The organism is Niallia sp. NCCP-28, assembly GCF_023168165.1.
Lineage (GTDB): Bacteria > Bacillota > Bacilli > Bacillales > Cytobacillaceae > Niallia.
In genome coordinates this window covers 1-14,968 of the sequence record NZ_BQYJ01000005.1, presented here as the reverse complement: position 1 = coordinate 14,968, position 14,968 = coordinate 1, and the positions used below count along the sequence as shown (strand labels likewise).

The window sequence follows — 14,968 nt, the reverse complement described above, 5'->3', positions numbered from 1 at the left end:
AAAGGCATTAAGTTAATGGAGTATAATTATTTTCCTTGTTAAATATGTTCACATCTAATGTTTCTGAAAATTCTCTTTATTAGTAACTTTAATCTTTTTTTATAGAAATATCTAGTGTAAAAAGTGTATGAAAAATATTCTGATATTTCTTACAAATTGTGCAATGGTTTTTGTTGATGGGGAGATAGTAATATTGTGTTATAAAAAATAACATTGGTTGTTAGAAAAACAAGGAAGAGGAGGAAATGAAATGTTGTACTTTGAGGTAAATGAATTTCAAGAACGTCTCCGTAAAACAAAAGAAAAAATGAGTGAAGCAGGCATTGATGTTCTGCTCCTTACAGATCCAGCAAATATTAATTACTTATCTGGCTATGATGGCTGGTCCTTTTATGTGCATCAGCTTCTGGTTGTCATTATAGATGAGGATCAGCCATTTTGGATTGGCAGAGGCCAAGATGGCAATGGAGCGAAAGTAACGAGCTGGTTAGATGAAACGCATATTATTTCCTATACAGATGATTACGTTCAATCTACTGTTAAGCACCCAATGGATTTTGTAAGCAATATATTAAAAGAAATTGGCCAAGGAAATAGAACGGTTGGAGTAGAGATGGATACATACTATTTTACTGCGAAAGCTTTTAGTTCTCTTCAAAATGGTTTGCCCCGGGCTTCCTTTAAAGACGCAACAAACTTAGTGAACTATGTACGCATTATTAAATCGGATACAGAAATCTCTTATATGAGAAATGCAGCGAAAATTGTCGAAAAAGCTATGCGAAAAGGGATTGATTCTATTCAAGAAGGCGTAAGGGAATGCGATGTAGTAGCAGATATCTATCATGCGCAAATCTCTGGAACCGAACAATTTGGAGGAGATTATCCTTCTATCGTTCCATTATTGCCTTCAGGCGAAAAAACCTCTACACCTCATTTGACTTGGACAGATCAGCCGTATAAAGCTGGTGATCCTGTTATTTTGGAATTGGCAGGATGCTATCGCCGCTATCATTCTCCACTTGCGAGAACCGTTTTTATTGGGGAGCCAGATCCAAAGATTAAATTTCTCTCAGATGTTGTGGTGGAAGGGTTAAATACAACGTTAGATGCAATTAAACCAGGTGTTACTTGTGAGGAAGTGGAAAGTGTTTGGAGAAAAACAATTAAAAAAAGCGGTTTTGTAAAAGATTCGCGCATCGGCTACTCTATGGGCCTTAATTATCCGCCGGATTGGGGTGAACATACGGCAAGCTTGCGACAAGGAGATAAAACAATTTTGCAGCCTAATATGACGTTCCATTTAATACCGGGAATTTGGCTTGATCGGTATGGGGTGGAGGTTAGTGAATCTTTCCGGGTAACGGAAAATGGCTGCGAAGTATTTGCAAATTTCCCGAGACAATTATTTGTAAAACCTGAATTAAAAATCTATTAAAGGAGCCTTGAAATGTATTTATTTGAAGAAAAAGAAATAAAAAAATATGTTTCTATCAATCAAGAGATTATTCAATTAATAGAAGAAGGATTCACTAAACTTGCCAATAATGAAGTGACGCTTCCTCCGATTATGAGAATTGATATTCCAGAGCATAACGGAGAAGTCGATGTGAAATCAGCTTATATAAAAGGGAAAGATTCTTTTGCGATAAAAATATCTTCTGGCTTTTTCGATAATCATTTATTAGGGTTGCCAAGTTTAGGAGGACTGATGATGCTGTTCAACAGCAAAACAGGATTGCCTGAAGCCCTTCTTTTAGATAATGGGTACTTAACGGATGTAAGAACGGCCGCTGCGGGAGCGGTTGCGGCAAAGCACTTGGCAAAGGCTTCTGTTGAACGTGTTGGTGTCATTGGAACAGGTGTGCAAGCTAGAGTGCAGATGAAGGCACTTTACAAAGTTAGACCTTTTAAGCAAATTACAGTATATGGCCGCATGCAAGAACGAATAGACAAATATATGCAAGAGATGGAGAAATCATTAGGCGTAAAAGTAGTTCAGGCTGATTCAATCGAGGAGGCTGTAAAGGAAAGTGAAATTATTGTAACAACCACTCCTTCTGCAAAACCTCTTATTAAAGGTGAATGGATGCATCCTGGGCTGCATATCACGGCAATGGGGTCAGACGCAGAGCATAAAAGAGAATTGGCATCCGATTGTTTTCAGAAAGCAGATATTATTTGCTGTGATGTGAAAAAGCAAGTATTCCGGCTAGGGGAATTGCAGCATGTTATTCGCGATGGTGTGATGGCAAAAGAGGATAAAAGAATAATAGAGTTAGGTGAAATCACATCAAAAAGGAAAGAGGGCAGAACAAAGGATCAACAAATTACGATATGTGACTTAACTGGGATGGGTGTTCAAGATACAGTTTGCGCTGCTTATGCATTTGATCGTTTAAAAAAAGCAGAAATTACTGTTCGCTAGAAAAATAAATTTCAGGGGGCTATAAAAATGACAGAGAATATTAACGCAAGCATTGGAACAAAAGCAGTATGGGCTGGAGAGAAAGAAGTATTGGTGCATGGAGCTACACAAGTGCCTGTTGTTGTTAGTGTTGCCTATAATTATGACGATATGGATGAATGGTACGATGTGGCAATCGGCAAAAAACAAGGACATATTTATGGGCGCAATACAAATCCGACTGTACAAGCGTTTGAGGATAAAGTGAAAATTTTAGAAGGAGCAGAAGCGGCAACTAGCTTTTCCACAGGGATGGCGGCAATCAGCAATACGCTTTATACATTTCTTCGACCAGGAGATAGAATTGTCTCCATTAAAGATACCTATGGCGGCACAAATAAAATTTTCACAGAATTTCTTCCTAATATGAATGTGGAAGTGGCATTATGTTCAACTGGCGATCATGATGCGATTGAAGCGGAAGTGGCAAAAGGATGTAAAATTCTTTATTTAGAAACCCCAACAAATCCGACAGTGAAAATTACCGATATTAAAAGAATGGCGAAAGCTGGGAAAGATGTAGGAGCAATCGTTGTTGTGGATAATACATTTGCTACGCCAATCAATCAAAACCCATTAGAATTAGGTGTGGATCTTGTGCTTCACAGTGCAACCAAATTCCTTGGCGGTCATGCTGACGCGTTAGGGGGCGTAGTTTGTGGCCCGAAAGATTTAATTCATCAAATCTACCATTATCGTGAAATAAACGGAGCTACTTTAGATCCTTGGGCAGCATATTTGCTGTTAAGAGGAATGAAAACATTAAAGCTGCGCGTAAATCAACAAACCAAAAATGCGCAAGCGATTGCGGAATTTTTGCAAAAACAAGAACTTGTTGATCAAGTATTCTATCCGGGGCTTGCAACACATGTGCATCACAATATTGCAAAAGAACAAATGAAAGGGTTCGGCGGAATGTTAAGCTTCTCTCTAAAAGGTGGAATGGAAGCGGTGAAAGTTTTATTGCCAAATCTGCAATATGCAAATAGAGCAGCGAATCTTGGGGCAGTCGAAACAACCTATGGTCCGGCAAGAACAACTAGTCATGTGGAGTGTACAGCAGAAGAAAGAAAAGCAATGGGCATTCCTGATGGACTTGTGCGCATCTCGGCAGGTATTGAAGATATAGAAGATTTATTGGCTGATTTGGCAAATGCTTTTGCTATTTTGAAGGAAATTCAAGCAACGCCTAGTTTATAAGAGTGAAAAGGCTGGCGGTGGGAGTGTTCTAAACTCCTGCTGTTGGTTATTTAAAACGATTAGAGCAATTGTGAAAAAAGGGGTGAATAGATGTGCGGAATTTGATCGTACAAGAAGCGGAAGAATTATCACAGGAGTTAATTGCGACACGCCGTGCCATTCATCAAAATCCAGAGCTCAGCTTTCAAGAGTTTCAAACGAAAGAACTAGTTATCGATAAATTTAAAAAAATACCAGGAGTCAAAATAGAATATTCAAAAAATCTTGAAACAGCAGTTATTGCCACCATTGCTAATGGAGAGGGACCGTGTATTGCCGTAAGAGCAGATATGGATGCATTGCCGATTGTAGAAGAAACCAATCGTGATTATGCCTCTAAAGTAAATGGGGTGATGCATGCATGTGGACATGATGCTCATACAGCGATCGGTTTAGGTGTGGCAAAGCTTATTGGAAGATGGATGAGCGCAGGTACTATAAAGGGGACAGTCAAATTTATTTTTCAGCCTGCGGAAGAAGCGGCTGACAGCACAGGGAAAACAGGGGCTGCTTATCTTGTGGAAGAAGGATTATTAGATGATGTAGATGCTGTGCTTGCTTTGCATATGTCACCAGAACAAGAAGTGGGCAATATTCTCATACATGATGGTTATAGTATGGCAAATGTTGATGTGTTTGAAGCGACGATTTCTGGAACAGGGGGGCATGGCGCTTACCCTCATTTAGGAACAGATCCTATTTGGATGCTCGGTCCTGTTATGCAAGCCATCCATGGCATTGTTGCGAGGCAAATATCGCCGTTAGATCCAGCTGTCATCAGCATAGGGGAAATTAGAGCAGGATCTGCAAGCAATATTATTCCATCAGAAGTGTATTTGCAAGGTACGCTCAGAAGTTATAGCCCGAAGGTTAGGGAAGAGCTGATTGGAAAATTGCATAAAGCTATTTCCATAGCAGAAGTTCTTGGCGGCGAATATACATTCAAAGCAATGAAAGGAGAACCAGCTCTTTATAACGATAAAAGAATAAATGAAGTGCTAAAACAACATGTAAAAACATTGTATCCTATGATGAAAATAATAGATAAACCATTTGGGTTAGGCGGGGAAGATTTTTCCCATATGGCGGCTAAAGTGCCTGGGGCGATGTTTTTTCTAGGGTGCGCACCAGCCGATCAACTGAAACGTGAACTGCATACACCTATCTTTGATATTGATGAAAGCTGTTTGCCGATTGGAGTTGCAATCATTGCACAAACCGTTCATACCTTATTGACTGGCGAACAGACTATTTTAAAAAAATCCAAAAATTCACAAAGGATTTTTAATGAAAAGGCATAGAAATTGCAATTTTTTTTCATATAAAAAATCTAAAAATTTAAAAAATGGAGGATTCCGATGAAAAAAAGTTTGATTGTTCTATTTGTTTTAATACTCACGGTGGGGCTTGCTGCATGTTCCTCGACCAACACTTCTGGCGGTGAAAGCAGTAAAACGACATTTGAAAAAGTGAAGGAATCTAAAAAAGTAACGATTGGTTTTGCAAATGAAGTGCCATATGCGTATAAAACAAAAGATGGGGAATTGACTGGTGAAGCAGTAGAAGTAGCAAAAGCTGTACTTAAGAATTTGGGAATTGAGGAGATGGATGGGGTATTAACAGAATTTGGCTCTTTAATTCCAGGGTTAAAAGCAAATCGCTTTGATATGATTACAGCTGGGATGTACATTACCCCAGAACGTGCAAAAGAAGTGGATTTTGCAAATCCAGAGTATAGCATTGGGGAAGCAATCGCTGTGAAAAAAGGGAATCCTCTTCATATAAAAAGCTATGAAGATATAAAAACGAATAAAAAAGTAAAAATAGCAGTTATGAGTGGTGCTATTCAAATGGAATATTTAACAAAATATGGTGTAAGTGAAGATCAAATTATAGTAGTTCCTGATAATCCAAGTGCTATTTCTGCCTTAAAATCAGGAAGGGTTAATGTGATTGGTATGACGGGTCCTTCGTTGCAGGCTGTACTAGAAACAGCGAATGATCCTAGCGTGGAAAGAGTAATGGATTTTGAACAGCCGGTAATTGACGGAGCGAGTGTAAGAGGATATGGTGCTACTGTATTTAGACAAGATGATGATGATTTCCGCGAAGCATTCAATAAAGAGTTGGCCAAAATGAAAGAATCTGGAGAACTACTAAAGATTATCAGTGAGTTTGGGTTCACAGAACAAGAACTTCCTGGAGATGCTACTGCTGAAGATTTAAGCAAGTAAGGAAAGTTGATTAAGAGGTTGACTAAGTCTAGAGGATTGGTCAAAATATCAGACTGATTACTTCTGCATCCACAGCAATCAGTCTGATAGCAGAGAAATGATTTTTTGTTTCAGTAGAAGGGAGGAGCGGTTACTATGATAGATTTGATAAAACCGATGCTAAGTGGAGCTGTGATAACCATTGAAGTACTGGTTTATTCCACTATTGTTGCAGCAGTTTTGTCTTTTTTGTTTGGGTTTATGAAATTGTCTTCTATCAAAATTTTGCGTTTTATTGCCAATTTATATATTGAAGTTTTTCGAGGAACTTCACTGTTGGTGCAATTGTTTTGGCTTTATTTCGCTTTGCCTCTGTTGGGAATTCAATTGAGCGCAATGGTTGCAGGTGTTTTGGCGATTGGTCTTAATTATGGAGCGTATGGAGCGGAAGTGGTAAGAAGCGCCATACAAGCAATACCGAAACAACAAATAGAGGCAACGATTGCCCTTAATATGACGGGAATACAAAAATATCAAAAAGTTATTCTTCCTCAAGCAATTAGATTGATGATACCCACTTTTGGAAACCTGCTGATTGAACTTTTAAAAGGGACTGCTTTAGTATCTCTTGTAACGCTTTCCGATTTAACATTCCAAGCGATGAGTCTGCAAACCGCTACAATGGAAACAACGAAAATATTCACATTATTATTAATCTTTTACTTTATTATTGCATATCCACTGACATTAATGGTTAAGTGGCTAGAAAGAAAATACACGGTAGGAAGGGTGTGAAGGAAATGTGGGATTGGGAATTTGTTTTTTCTATCATGCCGAAAATCGTGGATGCGATGTGGGTAACGATAGCGGCAACGATTACAGCCTTTCTGATTGCGGCAGTTCTTGGTCTGGTATGGGTGTTTTGCCGCAGATCTTCTTTTAAGCCTCTAGCAATTGTTGTAGCATGTATTACTGAATTTATCCGAAGTACACCACTACTTGTACAGTTGTTTTTTATTTTTTATGTTATGCCGGAAATAGGCATCTCCTTATCGCCCTTTACTTGTGGGGTAATCGGACTAGGTTTGCATTATAGCACTTATTTAGCAGAAGTATATCGATCAGGTATTGAAGCTGTTGCAAAGGGGCAATGGGAAGCGAGCGTCGCGCTGAACTTCACTAAATATGAAATGTGGAGAAAAGTAATAATGCCGCAAGCTATTGCGCCGGTTATTCCGATGCTCGGAAACTATTTTATCGTAATGTTTAAAGAGACGCCCCTTTTATCTGCAATTACGTTGGTAGAAATGATGCAAACAGCGAAATTAATAGGTTCATCTTCTTTTCGCTATTTAGAAGCATTTACATTAGTGGGACTTATCTTCTTATTATTAAGCTATCCAGCTTCTTTAGCTGTTCGTTATGCAGAGAAAAAAGTAAATGAAAGATTTGGCAAAGCAGCTGCTTAAAATTCGAAGGAGGGTATAATGATGACACAAGCATTAAGTGTAAAATCTAATTATCTAATGAAAAGTCCAGAAAAGAGTCCGGAAAAAATATTTGTAGAATATAAAAATATAAAAAAGAATTTTGGAAATGTGCAAATCTTGAAAGGAGTGGACTTGCGGATTGATCCGGGTGAAAAAGTAGCGATTATCGGTCCGAGTGGATCAGGGAAAACTACTTTGGCGCGCATGTTAATGACACTAGAAAAGCCGACTGAAGGAGAGATATTAATAGAGGGAGAACATCTTTGGAAAGAAGAAGTGAACGGAAAATTAGTGCCGGCATCAGAAAAGCATTTTCGCAAAATGCGCAAAAATATTGGCATGGTATTCCAACAATATAATCTGTTTCCGCATATGACAATTTTAAAAAATGTCATGGAAGCACAAGTTAGTGTATTAGGTCTTGCAAAAAGCGAAGCGAAAGAAAAAGCGATAGAGATGCTTTCCAAAGTAGGTCTTGCCAATAAGTTAGATGCGTATCCTGCCAATCTTTCAGGAGGACAGCAACAAAGAGTAGCTATAGCTAGAGCGCTTGTTATGCATCCGAAAATTATGCTGTTTGATGAAGTGACAGCGGCCCTTGATCCAGAATTAGTAGGTGAGGTTCTCCAAGTTATTCGTGATATTGCCAGTACTGGAGAAATGGCGATGCTGTTAATCACGCATGAAATGGAATTTGCGCGCCAGATTGCTGATCGAATAGTATTTATGGCAGATGGGGTAGTGGTTGAGGAAGGAACACCAGAACAGATTTTTAAATATCCAAAACATAAAAGAACACAAGATTTCCTGCAAAGATTTCGCTCCAGCAGTTTTTTAGGGTAAAGAGGAAGCAGCAAAAAAAGAATGGTGACCATCACTCTTTTTTTGCTGCTTCTTAGTGCTCGAGGCTAAACATTGTTATTTAATAGTTTAATAAAAGTTTCTTCATGAATTATCTCTATATTTATTCCTTTTTCTTTTAGCTCTTTTGCTTTTTTTTCCTTCGTGCTGATTCCTGCTGTTCCTACAAGATTAGGATCTTGCGAACCGACAACGACATAGTTTGTTTTGCCGCTGACCCCGCTTTTGATAACCCCGCCAACGTTCACCGTTTTTTGCATGGCTTCTTTTCTGTCCATGGAAAGAAGATCTCCTGTAAATACAATGTTTTTTTCATAAAGGATATAGTCTTTGTTAAAAGTTTCTGTATTTGCTGTCACTTCAGAAATAGAAACAGCGTTAAATTTAGGTTTTTTTGGCCGTTTCTTGAGAAAGGTTGCTTGTGCCTTCAGTTCCGTAAATTCTTTTACAGGGATAGTGCTATATGTTTGGCGGTAGGTTTCTAAGGAGCCTTTGTTTTTGCTTTTCGCAGAGGCGATGACAAGTTCCGCGCATGCTCGTGCGTCTGCTCCAGCGTGATGATGCTCAGCGATATCAACTCCAAAGTAGCTGCATCTTTCTTTTAATGATTGTCCTACCTTATTGCCTTTGCATGCTTTTGTACTAATAGGTATGCTGCACATATAGGAAAAAGAAGGAATCGCAATAGAGTAATGCTGTAAGCAGCTGGATAAAACACTCATGTCAAATTGAGCATTATGAGCGACAATTAAATTAGAGGTAATATCATTTTTAATTAATTCCCAAACTTCGTCAAAGTTCTTTTGGCCAATAACATCACTTTTTGTTATACCGTGAATAGCTGTAAAACTAGGATCGAACCTTAACTGAGGCGGCTTAATAAGAAAGTACTTTTCTTTGATTACTTCATTATTGTCTACATATGCAAGTCCAATCGAACAGGCGCTAGACATATTTTCATTGGCGATTTCAAAATCAATGGCAATAAAATCCACAATTCCTTCTCCTTTCGTAAGAATAGATAACTGTATCTATCGGCTATAGTTTATTATACCCGTTTTTTAAGAGGGAATATAAGTTTAAAAGGATTAGAATAATCTCTTTTTTGTTTAAAAGATTTAGAGGTTTTTTGCAGAGAAAGCACCATTTCTACTAAACTAGCAATTGGCTAAATTATCCTCAAATAACAATGTAATATTTTTGTAATAAAAAAGGTACAGCTTTGTAACCAAATTATCTGAAAACTATGAGAAGATTCTAGTAGATGATAGAAGTAAAGCCACGGACACGTACCATACAAGAAAATAGGAAACGCACGGAGGTTGTTACTAGATGAGGAAATTATTTGTGATGACATGTTTGTCATTTGGATTGCTGTTTACAGGGATTTTTGGGGGGCAAGCGGCGAGTGCTGCATCTTCAAAATCAGCTGTTACTGTTGCGAAAAAATATATAGGTACACCATATAAATATGGAGGCATGTCTCCAAAAGGATTCGATTGTTCAGGTCTTGTCGGATATAGTTATAAAAAAACGGGAAAAACTTTACCGCGAACTGCGGGGGATATGTATAAAAAGGGAAAAAAGATAACAAAGAAAAATTTGAAAAAAGGAGATTTAATTTTCTTTTCAACTTATAAAAAAGGTGCTTCTCATGTAGGAATATATGTTGGCGATAACAAGTTTATACATAGTTCTTCTTCTAAAGGTGTAAAAATAGATCAGTTGTCTAATACATACTGGAAATCAAAATATTATGGTGCAAAAAGATTATAAAAAATAGATAGTAATATATTACCCTCTAAGAAAGTTTTTAAACCATTTTCTTAGAGGGTTTTTTATCGCGCATTAAAGGGTTTTTGATCCCTGCTTCAAGATTGTAAGAGAAGACGAGAAATATAGGTGGGCAGAAATTTGCCGGTAAAAGCCTGATTGGTTGAACTGACGATAAGGGAAAGATAGCCGCTGATTGAAGTTTCGCTGTATATGATTGTTGTTAGGTTAGTAATCTTTCAATATCTTGTTCCATATCGATTGGATCTGTTGTACACTCAAACCGTTTTATTACTTGTCCGTTTTTATCAATAAGGAACTTTGTGAAGTTCCATTTAATTGAATAATCATCTGTTAAATATTCAGGATGCTTTTCCGTGATGAGCGGCAATAAAATTTTAGCAACAGGATGAAATTTATTAAAGCCTTCGAATGGTTTAGTGGTTGAAAGGTATTTGAAAATGGGATGTGCGCTTTCTCCTCTAACATCCATTTTTTTAAATAAAGGAAAATCTACTCCGTAGTTTAGTAAGCAGCTTGTTTGGATTTGCTCATTTGAATCAGGCTCTTGGTTATCGAATTGATTGCAAGGAAAGCCTAAAATGATAAAGTCCTTTTCTCTATAACGATTATATAATCGTTGCAAATCCTCATATTGATATGAAAATCCACATCGGCCTGCGGTATTGACGATAAGAACTACTTTTCCTTTATAATCGGCCAGTGGTTTATCTGAACCATTTATAGAAGTTGCTGAAAAATCGTATATACTCATTATATTTCCTCCTTGAATAGTAAAAAAGAACTAAGACTATTTGTTTATCATAAAGTTCTATTCCGTTATTTGCAATTTTAAAGTCTTGTGTTCCTTTAACCTATGGTTTCAGATGAAGTCAGAGTGTTTTTTATAATTTATCTATCTTATAGGGCTTTTTGGTATAGTATTTAGGAATTTGCTAATAATACCAGTAAATATAATGATTAAAGGAAGATTCTATGGTTCAAAAGAATACCGTTCGCCGGCCTGTGGCTAATTTAAGTATATGGGGTACAACATATCTTCATAAGAGGGACCCTCTTATTATTGCGTGCTGGTCTTTGACTTTTCCGGGTTACGGGCATATTTTGCTGCATAAATATACAAGGGGATTTGCGCTGATAATCTGGGAAGTATTTATTAATCAAATATCTCATTTAAATGAAGCGATGGTGTATTCGTTTATAGGGGAAATAGATAAGGCTAAACAAGTTTTGGGTGTTAATTTTGTGTTTATGTATATCCCGTTATATCTTTTTGCTATATGGGATAGCCATCGTTCTGCGGTTGGGTTGAATGATCTTCATGTATTAACGGAGACAGAGGACCAAATAATAAATGCGCTAACAGTTAAGCCTTTTGAAGTGAATTATTTGGATAAACGAAAACCGCTTGCTGCTATATGGTGGTCGATGCTGTTTCCGAGTTTAGGCCAATTATATCTGCATCAAATTTTTTCTGCTATTTTTACATTAATTACAATTGTAGTTTTTAATTATTATTCTCATTTTGTTGAAAGTTTGTATTACTTACTATTAGGAGATATTCAAAAATCTACAAGGATATTAGATATGCAGTGGCTTATGTATTTGCCATCCCTTTACTTTTTCAGCATTTATGAAGCGTATGTGAATACTGTTGAAAATAATAAGTTGTTTGACGCGGAACAACGAAGCTTTTTAATTAAAAATTATCAATCTAGCAGCTTTAAAGTCAAGAAAGGTGTCAAGGTGAGATAAATGCAAATATATGCCACATTTGACCATTCAATACAATTAGAACTTGTTATAGCAAAAGTAGAGAAATTGGGTATAAGACATATATTTGCGGTCCCCTTAGATAATCCTCCAGAAGAATTGAAACTTTTTGATTCTATTCATCGGTCAGATGGCGACTCTTTAATAAATAAAGGAATGTTTCTAGCTGTGATTTTTTCAGTTCCTGCGGCAAGCCGAGGATTTATTTTAGAATGGGGTCCTATTTACTGGGGGTTGATTGGTGCAGCATTTGGCTTTTGTCTTGGGGTTTTAATTGATGTTTTGCTTCGTATAAAAAAAATTAAAAATAAAAAGAGAATAAGAGGAAAAAAGGCAGAAGTAGTTTTGATTATTGAGTGCGGTGAGGAGGAAGTAAAACAAGTAGAAAGAATTCTTTGGGAGCATTTTGCGTTTGGATTAGCTAAAATAAAGACAAGTGAATAAAGGCAAATGCATAGAAGTCTGTGTGGAATGCGTATGCACGGTTCTGTTTGTTAGTGAAGAGTATAAAATTGTTGAATCTAAGAGGAAATCTTTGGTTTTTCTATTAACTGTACTTATTGGAATTTCTCTATTTTTAGATATTTTCTTGTGTGGGATAATAAGTAAAAGTGAAATGTTTTTTTGCTTCCTTGTATTGTATACAAGGAAGCGTTTTTTATAGTTGTATAAAAAACGATGCTTCGAGAACGGTGTTTTTTTATTGTTTATTAATATATTTCTATTTTTACATATGTTCCATCTTTTAAAGAACATTCTAATAGAGGATCTAACCAATTGTCTGTTCTTATTTCCTCAGAACATATTTTGAGTAGCTCTTTAATAAGGGGAATTTGAGAATATATTTCATTAACCGTTTTATCTTTTGCTTGAGTTTTAATGAATTTCCACAGAAAATCTGAAAAAGTGAAGTTGATGATAGGTTTAAGTATAAAGTGAGGGATTGGAATGTTCAGTTTCTTCTGTCTGCTAGTGGTTATATAAATTTTTATCATGCTTTATCCCTCTATTCTACGTATATTAAAATGGTATCACCGTTTGCTAATTTTGCATCCACAATTTGACCTACTAATTCACTATCAATTGCGCTTATAAGTAAATCGATATCGATATTCTCCATATATGCCTGTGCATTGGGGATTTTAGAGGCTATGCTGTGACCAGCTTGCAATAGGGCTTTAATTAAACGAAGAGGTACATTAACATTAACGTTATCATTTGTTTCCGATTGTACGCGAACCCGCAGAAAGCGACTCAAGTAATCCTTTTTGTCTTCAATTGTTGTACTATTTAGTGAATCGATAAGAGATTCTGCTTGTTCTGAAGTGATTTTTCCGTTTTCAATCATTGATAAAATTTTTTTCATTTCATTATTCATGTTAGCGGCTCCTTACAATTTTTTTAGTAAAGTAATTGCTTCCTCTACGGTAAGTTCATTTTTTTCCAGTTTCTCAAGTATTTCGGATTTGTCTGTTGTTTCTTTGGAGAGAGAACCGTTCTCTTTTATATTCTTTTTTTCTGTCATAATAAAAATAATCTGATCTAATTTTCCTCTGACTGTAGGATAAGAAATGCCAAGCTGCTTTTCGACTTCTTTGATGTTTCCGCGACTTATAATGAATGTTTCGATAAAGTGTAATTGCTCTTTTGAGAATAATTGCCATTTGGGTAAGGAGAAAGTATTCTCTATCGAAGTTTTACAATGGGAGCATTCCAGCTTGGTTGCATGAAGTTCGTGATGACAAACTGGGCAATCGTTAATTATAGGATAATCCATATTAAAATTATTCACCTCTTTGTTAAAAATATAATATATTTTATTGTTAATATCAATATATTTAATTAATTAATTAAATATATTGATATTAGGTTGAGTTATTTGTGTTTCCAACTTCTCCTTTGGATGAAAGATAAATTGATGTATTGGAGGAGGGGAAGGAATAATGAGCTGTAGCAACTATGATGAGGGCTATAAGTAAATTAAATTTGCGGGGGAATTTATTTGTGCTTTTGCAAAATGGAGGTGGGATGTATTGTTTTATAGCATACCTGTTAATGAAAAAACGGCAGCGTATATACTGAGTTGGAGGTACCCATCTCCTTATGATTTATACAATGATATGGGGGGAGAGGAATCATTAAAAGAATTTCTCGAAAATCCATATTTTGCTGTGATAAATGAGGTGGATGAAATAATAGGATTCTATTGTATTGGCTATTCTGCTCAAGTTCTAAATGGATATTTATTTGGAGTGTATGAAGAAGGATATCTTGATATAGGATTAGGGATGCAACCTGAACTTATCGGAAAAGGATACGGTGCTTCTTTTTTAGCGTTTATTTTTGATTCGCTAGAAAAGGAGTATAAGAGGGTTCCGCTGCGGTTAACAGTTGCAACATTTAATCAGAGGGCTATTCATCTTTATGAAAAGTTTGGGTTTAAAAAAAGAATGATGTTTGATGATATGATTACAACATTTCAAACTATGGTAAAAGATGCTTCTTTATAGAAGGAACTAGTTTGATTTGGATAAGGAATTTTGGTTAGCTGCCAAAAAATCCTCTTGATCTTACTTAATAATTTTTTGTTTTCTGGTTATTTAAATAACACGCATGTATTTTAAATATATTTTTGGAAAGAAATTATACCACAACCGCTATGCGGAATTATAGATTTTAGTGCATGTTTGATTCGCTGGGTAGAATATACAACTATGGGGAAAAAATGTGGAAGTGAAGTGGTATCTATGTCTAAAAAATGCTTCTTTTTTGCAAATGCCAACTGTTAAATGGCGTGCTTCCTTGATTTAAATGTGTTGTCTTAAGAAAAGTATTTAAGATAAAAGTTGTAGAGTTGTTTGGGAGCCATTAATATAATTAAATATTTTTTTGAAAAATCATTGACGGATATAAGTGAAATTGTTATTATATAAAAGTTGCTTCTGACAGCAACGAAAAAATATAAACATAACTTATCAACAACAATTTGATAGAAAAAACTTTTTAAAAAAGTTGTTGACTTAATAAAAGAAGTTGTGGTATATTAGTAAAGTCGCTTCTGAGCGATAGAAACAAGTTGCTCTTTGAAAACTGAACAAACAAAACGTCAACAATAATCGTTTATAACTTCA

General features: G+C 36.1%; 17 protein-coding genes. 12 read left to right on the top strand and 5 right to left on the bottom strand.

Annotated elements, in window-relative coordinates; translation table 11 throughout:
- The first annotated feature begins 250 nt into the window (after positions 1 to 250).
- The 8 genes from NCCP28_RS14975 (at position 251) to ehuA (ending at position 8,252) form a co-directional block, all read left to right on the top strand.
- Entirely contained in the window at positions 251 to 1,438 is a 1,188-nt protein-coding gene (locus NCCP28_RS14975) for a M24 family metallopeptidase (RefSeq protein ID WP_248562238.1), read from the top strand.
- 12 nt (positions 1,439 to 1,450) lie between these two features.
- Positions 1,451 to 2,428, top strand: coding sequence for a cyclodeaminase (locus NCCP28_RS14970; protein WP_248562237.1), 978 nt, complete (start codon positions 1,451 to 1,453; stop codon positions 2,426 to 2,428).
- Positions 2,429 to 2,455: 27 nt separating this feature from the next.
- Positions 2,456 to 3,667 carry a cystathionine gamma-synthase family protein gene (locus NCCP28_RS14965; protein ID WP_248562236.1) on the top strand — a complete coding sequence of 404 codons (1,212 nt, stop codon included), beginning with the start codon at positions 2,456 to 2,458 and terminating at the stop codon, positions 3,665 to 3,667.
- Positions 3,668 to 3,759: 92 nt separating this feature from the next.
- Positions 3,760 to 5,007 (top strand): M20 metallopeptidase family protein, encoded by a 1,248-nt coding sequence (locus NCCP28_RS14960; RefSeq protein WP_248562235.1) that lies wholly within the window; start codon positions 3,760 to 3,762, stop codon positions 5,005 to 5,007.
- 57 nt (positions 5,008 to 5,064) lie between these two features.
- Positions 5,065 to 5,940, top strand: coding sequence for an ectoine/hydroxyectoine ABC transporter substrate-binding protein EhuB (ehuB, locus tag NCCP28_RS14955; protein ID WP_248562234.1), 876 nt, complete (start codon positions 5,065 to 5,067; stop codon positions 5,938 to 5,940).
- A 135-nt stretch (positions 5,941 to 6,075) separates the two neighbouring features.
- Complete coding sequence (gene ehuC / locus NCCP28_RS14950) at positions 6,076 to 6,714, top strand: ectoine/hydroxyectoine ABC transporter permease subunit EhuC (RefSeq protein ID WP_248562233.1); 639 nt, start codon at positions 6,076 to 6,078, stop codon at positions 6,712 to 6,714.
- Positions 6,715 to 6,719: 5 nt separating this feature from the next.
- Positions 6,720 to 7,388, top strand: coding sequence for an ectoine/hydroxyectoine ABC transporter permease subunit EhuD (gene ehuD / locus NCCP28_RS14945; RefSeq protein ID WP_248562232.1), 669 nt, complete (start codon positions 6,720 to 6,722; stop codon positions 7,386 to 7,388).
- A 57-nt stretch (positions 7,389 to 7,445) separates the two neighbouring features.
- Positions 7,446 to 8,252 carry an ectoine/hydroxyectoine ABC transporter ATP-binding protein EhuA gene (gene ehuA / locus NCCP28_RS14940; protein ID WP_248562475.1) on the top strand — a complete coding sequence of 269 codons (807 nt, stop codon included), beginning with the start codon at positions 7,446 to 7,448 and terminating at the stop codon, positions 8,250 to 8,252.
- Between the two features lie 65 nt (positions 8,253 to 8,317).
- Here the strand turns inward: ehuA and NCCP28_RS14935 are convergent, their stop codons facing one another.
- A complete protein-coding gene (locus NCCP28_RS14935) occupies positions 8,318 to 9,265 on the bottom strand; it encodes an exonuclease domain-containing protein (protein ID WP_248562231.1) in 948 nt (315 codons plus the stop codon).
- Between the two features lie 337 nt (positions 9,266 to 9,602).
- Here NCCP28_RS14935 and NCCP28_RS14930 point away from each other — a divergent pair, with 337 nt between their 5' ends.
- A complete protein-coding gene (locus NCCP28_RS14930) occupies positions 9,603 to 10,046 on the top strand; it encodes a C40 family peptidase (RefSeq protein ID WP_248562230.1) in 444 nt (147 codons plus the stop codon).
- A gap of 220 nt (positions 10,047 to 10,266) precedes the next feature.
- Here the strand turns inward: NCCP28_RS14930 and NCCP28_RS14925 are convergent, their stop codons facing one another.
- Positions 10,267 to 10,818 (bottom strand): glutathione peroxidase, encoded by a 552-nt coding sequence (locus tag NCCP28_RS14925; RefSeq protein WP_248562229.1) that lies wholly within the window; start codon positions 10,816 to 10,818, stop codon positions 10,267 to 10,269.
- A 221-nt stretch (positions 10,819 to 11,039) separates the two neighbouring features.
- Between NCCP28_RS14925 and NCCP28_RS14920 the strand changes: the two genes are divergently transcribed.
- Positions 11,040 to 11,819, top strand: coding sequence for a hypothetical protein (locus NCCP28_RS14920; RefSeq protein ID WP_248562228.1), 780 nt, complete (start codon positions 11,040 to 11,042; stop codon positions 11,817 to 11,819).
- Positions 11,820 to 12,281, top strand: coding sequence for a hypothetical protein (locus NCCP28_RS14915; RefSeq protein ID WP_248562227.1), 462 nt, complete (start codon positions 11,820 to 11,822; stop codon positions 12,279 to 12,281). It abuts the gene before it with no gap.
- A gap of 266 nt (positions 12,282 to 12,547) precedes the next feature.
- Here the strand turns inward: NCCP28_RS14915 and NCCP28_RS14910 are convergent, their stop codons facing one another.
- The 3 genes from NCCP28_RS14910 to NCCP28_RS14900 are packed head-to-tail and all read right to left on the bottom strand — an operon-like array spanning position 12,548 to position 13,614.
- On the bottom strand, positions 12,548 to 12,832 hold the full coding sequence (locus NCCP28_RS14910) for a hypothetical protein (RefSeq protein ID WP_248562226.1): 285 nt from the start codon (positions 12,830 to 12,832) through the stop codon (positions 12,548 to 12,550).
- 11 nt (positions 12,833 to 12,843) lie between these two features.
- Positions 12,844 to 13,215, bottom strand: a complete 372-nt coding sequence (locus NCCP28_RS14905) for an SHOCT-like domain-containing protein (RefSeq protein WP_248562225.1) — start codon at positions 13,213 to 13,215, stop codon at positions 12,844 to 12,846.
- Between the two features lie 12 nt (positions 13,216 to 13,227).
- Positions 13,228 to 13,614: a DUF2089 domain-containing protein gene (locus NCCP28_RS14900; RefSeq protein WP_248562224.1), complete on the bottom strand. Its 387-nt coding sequence runs from the start codon at positions 13,612 to 13,614 to the stop codon at positions 13,228 to 13,230.
- Between the two features lie 256 nt (positions 13,615 to 13,870).
- Here NCCP28_RS14900 and NCCP28_RS14895 point away from each other — a divergent pair, with 256 nt between their 5' ends.
- Positions 13,871 to 14,347, top strand: a complete 477-nt coding sequence (locus tag NCCP28_RS14895; protein ID WP_248562223.1) for a GNAT family N-acetyltransferase — start codon at positions 13,871 to 13,873, stop codon at positions 14,345 to 14,347.
- The last annotated feature ends 621 nt before the right edge of the window (positions 14,348 to 14,968 follow it).